Source organism: Helicobacter pylori (genome assembly GCF_001998165.1).
GTDB classification, from domain to species: Bacteria; Campylobacterota; Campylobacteria; order Campylobacterales; family Helicobacteraceae; genus Helicobacter; species Helicobacter pylori_DL.
Map to the genome: position 1 here is coordinate 1 of NZ_MTWR01000109.1, position 734 is coordinate 734.

Annotated in this window: 1 protein-coding gene; it reads right to left on the reverse strand. The window is 36.1% G+C overall.

The window, feature by feature from the left end:
• A partial coding sequence (locus BZK24_RS08395; protein WP_242423439.1) for an Eco57I restriction-modification methylase domain-containing protein occupies window positions 1-591 on the reverse strand: 591 nt, incomplete at its 3' end.
• Between the last annotated feature and the right edge of the window lie 143 nt (window positions 592-734).

The window sequence follows — 734 nt, forward strand, 5'->3', positions numbered from 1 at the left end:
CTCGCTTAATTTTTGCGTGTAAGATTGGCTGAGGAAATATAAAATGCCTTTTTTGCACAAAAATTGCAAACCATCGTTGGTGATTCTACTGAAATTGCCCTTACAAAAACGAAAAATCACGCAATTAGGCATGGCGTTTGGGAAAATTTTTTGATCGCCTAATTCAAAAAAATGCGTTATCGTGCCTTCTTTGTAAATCAATTCGTTTAATTTCACGCTGGAAGTGGATTTTAAAAAATCCCTTGGGGTGATGAAAATCAATTCGCCTTTAGGTTTTAAATGCTTGATCGCTTTTTCTATGAAAAACAAGTATAGATTACTCCTTTCATCAAAAAGGCTGTATTGGAGTTTTTCTTTCGTGCTTGGCGCAATATCCTTGTGTTTGACATAAGGCGGGTTGCCAATAATGGTGTCAAATTGATTTTCTAAAGGGTAGTCAAAAAAGTCCATGCAAAGGGCATTTTTAGGGCAAATTTTAGGATCGATTTCAATCCCTACAGCCTTTTTTAAGCGCTTTAAAAAACTCCCATCGCCCGCGCTTGGCTCTAAAACACTCCCTTGATTGTGTTTGAGAGTGAGCATGAAATCCACTATATTTTTAGGGGTGAAAACCTGCCCTAAAGTTTCTCATGCTTTTAAAATCACTCTTTAGAGTTTTTCTTTAAGAATATCCCCTAAAGTCATTTTATCATCGCTCGTGTTAAAAGCTTGCAATTCCTCTCTTTTTTTTTTTT